At 58.1% G+C, this 9,369-nt stretch carries 10 protein-coding genes; 3 read left to right on the forward strand and 7 right to left on the reverse strand.

The window, feature by feature from the left end; genetic code table 11:
* Positions 1 to 43 precede the first annotated feature (43 nt).
* Both speB and ACR0BU_RS07620 read right to left on the reverse strand, forming a co-directional pair.
* A complete protein-coding gene (gene speB / locus ACR0BU_RS07615; protein ID WP_298934796.1) occupies positions 44 to 1,006 on the reverse strand; it encodes an agmatinase in 963 nt (320 codons plus the stop codon).
* Positions 1,007 to 1,030: 24 nt separating this feature from the next.
* Positions 1,031 to 2,194 carry a M20 aminoacylase family protein gene (locus ACR0BU_RS07620; RefSeq protein ID WP_298934795.1) on the reverse strand — a complete coding sequence of 388 codons (1,164 nt, stop codon included), beginning with the start codon at positions 2,192 to 2,194 and terminating at the stop codon, positions 1,031 to 1,033.
* Positions 2,195 to 2,260: 66 nt separating this feature from the next.
* On the opposite strand from ACR0BU_RS07620, the gene mazG reads away from it, so the two are divergent.
* The 3 genes from mazG (at position 2,261) to ACR0BU_RS07635 (ending at position 4,569) form a co-directional block, all read left to right on the forward strand.
* Positions 2,261 to 3,118: a nucleoside triphosphate pyrophosphohydrolase gene (gene mazG / locus ACR0BU_RS07625; RefSeq protein ID WP_480735781.1), complete on the forward strand. Its 858-nt coding sequence runs from the start codon at positions 2,261 to 2,263 to the stop codon at positions 3,116 to 3,118.
* Between the two features lie 63 nt (positions 3,119 to 3,181).
* Positions 3,182 to 4,123: a nucleoside hydrolase gene (locus tag ACR0BU_RS07630; protein ID WP_480735782.1), complete on the forward strand. Its 942-nt coding sequence runs from the start codon at positions 3,182 to 3,184 to the stop codon at positions 4,121 to 4,123.
* Complete coding sequence (locus tag ACR0BU_RS07635) at positions 4,120 to 4,569, forward strand: GNAT family N-acetyltransferase (RefSeq protein ID WP_480735784.1); 450 nt, start codon at positions 4,120 to 4,122, stop codon at positions 4,567 to 4,569. Before ACR0BU_RS07630 ends, ACR0BU_RS07635 begins: the two co-directional genes overlap by 4 nt.
* A gap of 286 nt (positions 4,570 to 4,855) precedes the next feature.
* Here ACR0BU_RS07635 and ACR0BU_RS07640 read toward each other — a convergent pair whose 3' ends face one another.
* The 5 genes from ACR0BU_RS07640 to ACR0BU_RS07660 form a co-directional block, all read right to left on the reverse strand.
* The gene (locus tag ACR0BU_RS07640) at positions 4,856 to 5,374 is read right to left on the reverse strand and encodes a GNAT family N-acetyltransferase (RefSeq protein WP_480735785.1); all 519 of its coding nucleotides are present in this window, start codon (positions 5,372 to 5,374) and stop codon (positions 4,856 to 4,858) included.
* 45 nt (positions 5,375 to 5,419) lie between these two features.
* Positions 5,420 to 6,694 carry a phosphopyruvate hydratase gene (eno, locus tag ACR0BU_RS07645; RefSeq protein WP_299887474.1) on the reverse strand — a complete coding sequence of 425 codons (1,275 nt, stop codon included), beginning with the start codon at positions 6,692 to 6,694 and terminating at the stop codon, positions 5,420 to 5,422.
* A 136-nt stretch (positions 6,695 to 6,830) separates the two neighbouring features.
* The gene (locus ACR0BU_RS07650) at positions 6,831 to 7,715 is read right to left on the reverse strand and encodes a DMT family transporter (protein ID WP_480735788.1); all 885 of its coding nucleotides are present in this window, start codon (positions 7,713 to 7,715) and stop codon (positions 6,831 to 6,833) included.
* Positions 7,716 to 7,852: 137 nt separating this feature from the next.
* Positions 7,853 to 8,266 (reverse strand): Fur family transcriptional regulator, encoded by a 414-nt coding sequence (locus ACR0BU_RS07655; RefSeq protein ID WP_298934788.1) that lies wholly within the window; start codon positions 8,264 to 8,266, stop codon positions 7,853 to 7,855.
* Positions 8,267 to 8,350: 84 nt separating this feature from the next.
* Positions 8,351 to 9,055 (reverse strand): endonuclease/exonuclease/phosphatase family protein, encoded by a 705-nt coding sequence (locus tag ACR0BU_RS07660; protein ID WP_480735790.1) that lies wholly within the window; start codon positions 9,053 to 9,055, stop codon positions 8,351 to 8,353.
* Positions 9,056 to 9,369 lie beyond the last annotated feature (314 nt).

The raw sequence follows: 9,369 nt of genomic DNA on the forward strand, positions 1-9,369 counted from the left end.
TGGTTAAGCACATATCGGAGGTATGGCTAATCAATAGTTAACGTCAGACCAGCTTGCTCCATCCCAACAGGCAAATAATCTGAGTCGCCACATGCGCCCCCGCGATGGCCGTCGCACCGGATGTGTCAAACGGGGGCGATACCTCGACCACATCGCCACCCTTGATATTGATCCCGGCAATATCGCGCAGGATGATTTGCGCCTGAATGGACGAAAGCCCACCCCAAACGGGCGTGCCGGTTCCCGGGGCGAAAGCCGGGTCCAGCCCGTCGATATCAAAGCTCAGATAGACCGGGCTGTCGCCGACGATTTCCTTGATCCTTTGCGCCACGGCGGCCGGACCGGCCTCATACACCTCGCGCGCGTCGATTATGTTGACGCCCAGCGTGTCTTCGTTGGTTGTTCGTATCCCCACCTGAACCGATCGCTTGGGATCCACGATCCCGGATTTCACGGCCTTGTAGAACATCGTCCCGTGATCCACCCGGGACATGTCATCATCGGCCCATGTGTCGGTATGCGCATCGAATTGTACCAGGGACATCGGCCCATATTTCTCGGCATAAGCTTTGAGGATCGGAAAACTGATATAATGATCCCCGCCCAACGTGACAGAGGCGACATCCGCCGCCAAAATCGTCCGAATATGATCGGTCAGCGTGTCGGGAAAGGCTGGGATATTGGCATAGTCAAAGGCCATGTCGCCATAGTCCACAATGGCCAGCTCGCTTAACGCATCAAAGGGCCAGCCATACGGTTCGTCCGGGGATTGCAGTGTACTGGCTTCTCGGATCGCACGCGGGCCAAGACGGGTGCCCGGACGGTTGGTGACCGCCTGATCGAAGGGCACGCCTGTCACTGCAATATCCACATCCTTCAGGTTCTTGGTATAAAGGCGGCGCAGAAAAGATGTTGCCCCACCAAACGTATTCTCGTGAGAAACCCCTTTCAACTCGGGGTTCGTAAACGCCTCATCCACGAAGTTCTTTGAATCTTCCAAAGCCATTTGGTCCGCTCCCCCTTGGTATTTTCAGCTCAGCGGCTGCGCTTTTTCGACAACCCGCGCAAAGAACGACGCGCCGACTGGTGCAATGTCGTCATTGAAGTTGTATTTTGGGTGATGCAGTCCGGCACCGTCGCCCTGCCCCAGAAACAGATACGCGCCCGGTCGTGCCTGCAGCATGTAGGAAAAATCCTCGGCCCCCATATCGCGCCCTATCGAATCCACCACGCGATCTTCACCGGAAACTTCCCGCGCAACATCAGCCGCAAAGGCGCACTTGTTGGCGTCGTTGATAGTCGCAGGATAACCGACGTCATACACCAGTTCTGCCTCAACCCCGTATGAAGCCGCCTGACCTTTTACGATCTGTTCCATCCGTTCCATCACCATCTTCTGAACCGCAGGATCGAAGGTTCTGACAGTTCCGTTCAGATAGGCGGTATCGGGGATCACGTTGTTGACCGTCCCGGTGTGGATCTGCGTGACCGAGACCACAAGATCTTCAACCGCATAGTGATTGCGGCTGACAATCGTCTGAATGGCCTGGGCAATCCCACAGGCCGCCATCACCGGGTCGCGAGTCTGATGCGGCATCGCCCCGTGCCCACCTACCCCTTGAATATGGATGTGAAACGTATCCACCGCCGCCATGATCGGCCCCGGTGTCGTATAGAATGCGCCTTCGGGGTTACCGGGGTCGTTGTGCAACGCGTAAACCTCAGAAATATCGAACCGGTCCATGATGCCTTCTTCGACCATCACGCCTGCGCCGCCGCCCTCTTCCTCGGCGGGCTGAAAGATCAGCGCGACGCGGCCTTTGAAGTTGCGCGTCTCGGCCAGATAGCGCGCCGCGCCCAGCAACATCGTTGTGTGCCCGTCATGCCCGCAGGCATGCATCTTCCCGGCGTTTGTCGAGGCATAGTCCAACCCCGTTTCCTCGGGGATCGGCAGCCCGTCCATGTCGGCGCGCAGGCCAATTGTCGGCCCGTCGCCCTGACCTTTGATGATCGCAACGATTCCGGTTTTGGCAATGCCTTCATGCAGCTCGTCCACGCCAAATTCACGCAGCCGCTCGGCCACAAATGCCGCCGTTTCGTAGCATTCAAACTCGAGTTCAGGGATCGTATGCAGATGCTTACGCCATGTCGCCATGTCAGCGGCATAGTCGGCAATACGGTTCACAACGGGCATATGGGGTGGACTCCTGATCCAAGCTGCGGGATGTCTGCATCAGACACTGGAACAAGGGGCTTCGCAATGGCTGAAAATCCACTGATCCACGACCCGGACGCCGGGATCGAACGCTTGCTGGAAATCATGCGCCGCCTGCGCGACCCGCAATCCGGCTGCCCCTGGGATATCGAACAGGATTTCGGCACGATTGCGCCTTACACCATCGAAGAAGCGTATGAGGTCGCAGACGCCATCGAACGGCAGGCCTGGGATGAGCTGGAGGGTGAGCTGGGTGATCTGTTGTTTCAGTCGGTGTTTCATGCGCAGATGGCCGAAGAGGCCGGCCATTTCGCCTTTCAGGATGTCGTGCGCACAATGTCCGACAAGATGGTGTCCCGCCATCCGCACGTCTTTGGTGATGAATCCCGTGACAAATCGGCCGACCAGCAGACGCTGGACTGGGAAACAGTCAAAGCAGCCGAGCGTGCCGGCAAAGAGCAAAAAGGCGCGTTGGACGGCGTAGCGGCCAACCTGCCCGCCCTGTTGCGGGCGCACAAGCTGCAAAAACGCGCTGCGCGTGTGGGCTTTGACTGGCCTGACGCCAGCCATGTCCTTGCCAAGATCACCGAAGAAGCGGCTGAGTTGGAAGAGGCGCGTGATCGCAAGGATGCCGATGCGTTGGAAGATGAATTCGGCGATCTCCTGTTCGTGATGGTCAACCTTGGCCGCCATTTGGGCATTGAACCCGAGGCCGCCCTGCGCCGCACCAATGCCAAGTTCACACGCCGCTTTGCGCAGGTCGAGGCACGTCTTGCTGACCGTGGCAAAACCCCCTCGGAAAGCGATCTGACCGAGATGGATGCGCTGTGGGATGAGGTGAAGATTGCAGAGCATCGCGCCAACGGCAAACTCCCGCCTGTGGACGCCGCAACCAGCGGCTGAAACTGCTGGACAAGTCCGACGACACTTGCCAGTGTCCGCCCTTCACGACCCCGGAGGCCTGCAATGTCAGCGCGCAAGATTATAATCGATACCGACCCCGGACAGGACGACGCTGTCGCAATCCTGCTGGCACTGGCCAGCCCGGACGAGATCGATGTGCTGGGTATCACGGCCGTTGCGGGCAACGTTCCGCTGGCGCTGACCGCCAAGAATGCGCGTATCGTCTGTGAACTGGCCGGCCATACCGAAATACCGATTTATGCCGGATGCGACCGCCCGCTGACCCGCCCGTTGATCACCGCGGAACATGTGCATGGTAAAACTGGGCTCGACGGTCCCGATCTGCCCGACCCGCAAATGCAGCTGACCGACGGACACGCGGTCGATTTCATCATCGACACCCTGCGCGCGCATGAGCCTGGCTCCGTCACGCTCTGCCCGCTGGGTCCGCTGACCAATATCGCCACTGCTTTCCAGAAAGCCCCCGATATCGTCGACCGCGTTCAGGAAATCGTCCTGATGGGTGGGGCGTATTTCGAAGTTGGGAACATCACGCCCACGGCTGAGTTCAACATTCACGTCGATCCCGAAGCCGCTGATATTGTGTTTAAATCGGGAAGACCAATTGTGGTCATGCCTTTGGACGTCACTCACAAGGCGCTGGTCACCAAGCCCCGCAACGATGCGTTCCGCGCCCTGGGCAACAAAGCTGGCATTGCCACCGCACAGATGACGGACTTCTTCGAACGTTTCGACAAGAACAAATACGGCAGCGAAGGCGCGCCGCTGCACGACCCCTGCGTGACCGCCTACTTGATCCGACCCGAGCTGTTCTCGGGCCGTCACGTCAATGTGGAAATCGAAACGACATCAGAACTGACGTTGGGCATGACCGTCGCTGACTGGTGGCGTGTCACTGAACGCGCGCCGAACGCGCTGTTCGTCGGCGACCTCGATGCCGATGGTTTCTTTGCCCTGCTCACTGAACGTCTGGCCCGGTTATGAGCGCCGCACTTCGCCTTGCCCGCCCGGACGACCTTGACCGTCTGATGAGCCTTGTCGGGGCTTTTCATACCGAGACAGGCATTGAACAAGACTCGGATCAACGGCGCGATGCACTGCTGCCGCTGCTCGAAGGTCTCCCGCATGGGTGTATCTACCTGATTGGCCCTGGGCGCGCGCCACTGGGTTACATCATCCTCACCTTCGGCTGGTCAGTCGAGTTTGGCGGCATGGATGGATTTGTGGACGAGATCTACATCCGGCCCGCTGTTCGGGGTCGCGGCATCGCGACTGAGGTCTTGTTGGATCTGCCCAAAGCGCTGGCAGGTGCCGGTCTGACGGCTTTGCACCTGGAAGCCGACCGCACCGATGAGGCAACACAAAAACTGTACCTACGCACCGGGTTCAAAGCCCGCGAGCGTTACATGCTGATGAGCCGGAAGCTCTGATCCGATATTTGTGAATCATCGATCTGGTTTCAGCGACCAAATCTCTGTTTTCTAAGACCTTTCCCCTTAGCGGGCTTTTCTGTTGCGGCTTTCCCCCTGATCAGCATTCCTGTCGGCACCTAGGCAAGGCGGTGCAAATAAAACAGAAAATTCCAGAGATACGAAGACGGAACAATTGATCGGGTAACTGGTCGGTGGTCCACTCAGCGGCATCGGAGGCGGAAAACGCGTCAGGGGCTGAACATCTTGAGCATACCTAGAAAACGGGGCCATCGGTCACCGTTTTCTAGCACTCGGCTTCTAGGTTCATTTCAAAAAAGACCAATCCGTCCAGAATTGACTTTGGCAACGCGCTGTAGGGTCCGCGCGGCACAAACCCCAGCGACTGGTATAGCTTTTGGGCCGCCGTCAGTGCGCTTCCTGTGTCCATGAGTATCCGCTTGAACCCCAGTGCCCGGCAATCAGCGATCAGTGCCTCCATGAGGGCGCGCCCAGCCCCAGTTCCGCGCGCGCTGTCGCGCACGAAAACACGCTTAATCTCGGCGGTCTGGTCGCCAATGCGCTGGAACATGCCGCACCCAACCGCTGACCCATTCACCAGCGCAAGTCGAATGCCCCCATCGGGCGGCGCATGCTGGGACTCCAACGATTGCATCAACCTTTCGAACTTGTCCTGAGGATAGGCATACAACACGACCTCGGCATCCCGGCCACCCAGGCTGACCAGAAAATCCCGATATTCCCAACACAAAGCTCTAACGGCATCAAATTGTTCGGGTGTTTTCGGCCTAACAATTGTCAGCATGGTCACCCCCTTTTTCAGCAGATGACCATAACATGGTTCGAGACCTTAACGAAGGATCGACGACCCAGCATATTCCGCTACTTCACCCAGCGTTTCTTCAATGCGAATCAACTGGTTGTACTTGGCCAACCGGTCAGAACGCGCCAGCGAACCGGTTTTGATCTGCCCGCAATTGGTCGCAACTGCCAGATCGGCAATTGTTGCGTCCTCGGTCTCGCCCGAGCGGTGGGACATAACATTGGTGTACCGCGCGCGGTGGGCCATATCGACGGCGCGCAGGGTTTCGGTCAGCGACCCGATCTGGTTCACCTTGACCAGCATCGAGTTGGCACAGCCACGCTCGATCCCCTCGGCCAGACGTACAGGATTGGTCACGAACAGATCGTCACCGACCAGTTGCACCTTGTCGCCAATCGCATCGGTCAGGGCCTTCCAGCCATCCCAGTCATCCTCGGACATACCGTCTTCGATCGAAATGATTGGATAGTCTTTGACAAGCGCCGCCAGATAGGCTGCGTTTTCTTCTGAACTCAGGGTCTTGCCCTCACCGGACAGAACGTATTTGCCATCCTTATAATACTCGGTGGCCGCGCAATCGAGCGCCAGGTGGATCTCTTCGCCCGGTTTGTAACCCGCTTTCTCGATTGACTTCAGGATGAAGTCCAACGCCTCGCGAGTGGATGCGATATTGGGGGCAAAGCCACCTTCATCGCCGATGCCTGTGTTCAGGCCAGCGGCAGACAGTTCTTTCTTCAGGGTGTGGAATACTTCTGAACCCATGCGAACCGCTTCGCGGATATTGCTGGCCGAGACCGGCATGATCATGAATTCCTGAATGTCGATCGGGTTATCCGCGTGCTCACCGCCGTTGATGATGTTCATCATCGGTACCGGCAGAACGCGGGCCGAAGTGCCGCCAACGTAGCGGTACAGAGGCTGCGTGGTGAAATCCGCCGCAGCTTTGGCAGTTGCCAGCGAGACACCAAGTATAGCGTTCGCGCCCAGACGGCCCTTATTTTCGGTCCCGTCCAACTCGATCATCGCGGCGTCGATGGCCACTTGCTCGGTCGCGTCAAAGCCGACCAGCTCTTCGGCGATTTCGCCGTTGACCGCCGCCACAGCCTCCAACACGCCTTTGCCCAGATAGCGTGCCTTGTCGCCATCGCGTTTTTCCACCGCCTCGTAGGCGCCTGTCGATGCGCCCGAGGGCACTGCGGCGCGGCCCATGGTGCCGTCTTCGAGGATCACGTCCACCTCGACCGTCGGGTTCCCCCGGCTGTCCAGGATTTCGCGTGCGTGGATGTCGATGATGGTGCTCATGATACCGGTTCCTAAAGATGCCTTCGGTTGCAAGCCTCATACCAGCCCGCGCCGAAAAGTAAACTATCTCTGTTATCGCTAACACTCATATTTTCCGGCGTTTAGGGCTAACAGTCTTCTGTTTGCGCCAACATGTTCAGGCTGTGGCCATGGCCATGTCGCGCGCCAATCTGCGTTCGCGGATAAAAGTGTACAATCCGGATCCAATGATAAGCGTCGAACCGGCTAAGGTCATCAGGTCAGGCCGCTCGTTGAACACCAGAACCCCGGCGAGAATCGAGAACAACAGTCGCGTATAGCGAAACGGCGTCACGGCCGAGGCCTCGCCCACTCGCATCGCTGTAACGATCCCGTAGTATCCAAGAACACCAAAAACAACCGCGCCTGCATAGGGACCGATCTGTCCCGCTTGCAACGGTTCAGGGGGATGCGCGCCCAGGATCATCAGGACGGCCCCACCGACAACAAGTGCAAGATAGGCCTGCGATGACACCACCGCCGATGATATGCGGGGGTCTAGCCGGCGTGTGATCAAATCCCGCGCGGCCACACCGATGACCGCCACGACAACGAACAAGGATTCAGGGCGAAACCCCTCGAGTCCCGGACGGATGATCATCAGAACACCGATGAAGCCAACGCCGATGGCACTCCAGCGGCGCCACCCGACATGCTCGCCCAGGAACAAGGCCGCGCCCATGGTCACTGCCAAAGGCATGGCCTGAAACACAGCCGCCACCATCGACAGATCCACCATCGACAAAGCGGTCACAAACGCCACTGCAGAAACGGCTTCAGCCATCGCCCGGATCATGGGCAAAGGCTGCCACGCGACCGCGACAAAGATCCGCTGACGCGAAAAAAGAGCCATGCAAAAGAAAACGCCAGCGCAGATCAGGCCCAGCACAATCAGAATCTGACCCGGCGCGACCGACGCCGTCAGTTGCTTGATGAACATATCCTCAAGCGTGAACGCAGCCATAGCCGCAATGACCAGCAAAATGCCATTAACGTTGTTCATATTCATGTCCGTTGGAATTGGCGGCACCGATTACCGCTGCTACCTTCAGCAAAAGCCGAAGGACATCGCTGTGGCAAGCATTTTCAGCATTCGATTGATGAAATGATTTGAGGCGACCTATCGCGTTTCGTGATAGGTCAGTCCTTGTCCAAAGGAACGCCGTACAGTTCCAACCGATGGCCAATAAGCTTGTACCCCAGCTTGGCCGCGATTTTTTCCTGCAGTGCTTCAATCTCGGGGTCGACGAATTCGATCACCTCACCAGACTGCATGTCGATCAGATGGTCGTGGTGATCGCGTTCGGCATCCTCATAGCGCGCGCGCCCGTCACCAAACTCCAGCCGCTCCAGAATCCCGGCCTCTTCGAACAGCTTCACGGTGCGATACACGGTGGCAATCGAAATGCCCGAATCCAACGCCGAGGCGCGTGTATACAATTCCTCGACATCCGGATGGTCTTCACTCTGCTCCAGCACATGCGCAATGGTGCGGCGCTGTCCGGTCATGCGCAGGCCTTTGCCTTCGCACCGCGAGATGATCGTGTCCGACATGATGCCCCTCAGGAATTGCTCGGGTTTCTGTCTTAATATGTCCGCGCGCCCAGCGCCACAGGGATTCGTTGGCCGGTGCAGGTTTCAGACCATGCGTCGCAGATCTGCCCAGATCGGCAGATGGTCCGAGGCTATATGCGCCGGACGCTCTCCATGCACGCCGTGATCAGCCGCCTCAACGCCATACCCCAGCGCAATCCTGTCCAGCGCGCCCAAAGGCTGCGCGGCCGGATAGCTTGGTACTGGTGGCAGAAACTGCATTTCCGGCGCCAGATTGTCTAGAACGGGCTGCCTGGACCATTCGTTAAAATCACCTGCCCAAACCGTCGGCATCTGTTCCAGAGACGCGTCGCAATGACGAATATGCGTGATCTGCTGCCTCCGGGATGCAGGCAGCAGCCCCAGATGCATCCCCATCACCCGCAACGGGCCGATCTGCGTGTCAAACTCCACGCGCACCGCGCCCCGAGGCTCAAGCCCCGGCAAATCGTGATGCCCGGTCTGCCTAACCTTGATGTGATCGCCGCGCCAGATCACGGCGTTACCATGCCAGCCCAAGCTCCCCGCACCGCCCAGATCGACAATTTGCCACCCGGCTTCATCCAGCATGAAATGTGGCAGCGCTGCCGGCCGGGGAGGCAATCGCTTGTCGGCTTCCTGCAACACCACAATCTCGGCCTGCATGCAGTGCAGCACCTGCATGATGCGTTGCGGCTGCCGCCTGAAATCCAGCCCGACACATTTCTGGATGTTGTAACTGCCGATACGCAGGGTCGAAGGTTTTGTCATGACTCTCCGGGTCGTAAACTTGCCCAAGGATCACCCTGCACGGCCTTGGGTGCAAGCCCGCGTTACGACCGGACCGAAAATAACGAGATCCTTTTGAACAGATGCCGTTTCCTGGGGCACCGAACCGGGTAATTCGCAGCGGTTGGTTCCTATGTTGATTGTGCAAGAATGAGTGATCATTAACGGCAGCGCAGCGTACAAAGTTGGGCCTAACGAATGCTAAGCGGACGAAGCCGACCTTGGATAGATCAATGTGAATGGCCGCTTAGGGACATTTGCTCAGCAAGAGTTTTACGCTTCTCGCCACACTGGCT

The organism is Ruegeria sp. CK2, from assembly GCF_056536585.1.

Bases quoted from the DNA above. Each gene is read 5' to 3' on its own strand.
- eno (WP_299887474.1), bottom strand. From the start codon at position 6,694: ATGAGCACCATCATCGACATCCACGCACGCGAAATCCTGGACAGCCGG.
- ACR0BU_RS07640 (WP_480735785.1), bottom strand. From the start codon at position 5,374: ATGCTGACAATTGTTAGGCCGAAAACACCCGAACAATTTGATGCCGTT.
- ACR0BU_RS07620 (WP_298934795.1), bottom strand. From the start codon at position 2,194: ATGCCCGTTGTGAACCGTATTGCCGACTATGCCGCTGACATGGCGACA.
- ACR0BU_RS07655 (WP_298934788.1), bottom strand. From the start codon at position 8,266: ATGTCGGACACGATCATCTCGCGGTGCGAAGGCAAAGGCCTGCGCATG.
- ACR0BU_RS07635 (WP_480735784.1), top strand. From the start codon at position 4,120: ATGAGCGCCGCACTTCGCCTTGCCCGCCCGGACGACCTTGACCGTCTG.
- ACR0BU_RS07630 (WP_480735782.1), top strand. From the start codon at position 3,182: ATGTCAGCGCGCAAGATTATAATCGATACCGACCCCGGACAGGACGAC.
- ACR0BU_RS07660 (WP_480735790.1), bottom strand. From the start codon at position 9,055: ATGACAAAACCTTCGACCCTGCGTATCGGCAGTTACAACATCCAGAAA.
- speB (WP_298934796.1), bottom strand. From the start codon at position 1,006: ATGGCTTTGGAAGATTCAAAGAACTTCGTGGATGAGGCGTTTACGAAC.
- ACR0BU_RS07650 (WP_480735788.1), bottom strand. From the start codon at position 7,715: ATGAACAACGTTAATGGCATTTTGCTGGTCATTGCGGCTATGGCTGCG.
- mazG (WP_480735781.1), top strand. From the start codon at position 2,261: ATGGCTGAAAATCCACTGATCCACGACCCGGACGCCGGGATCGAACGC.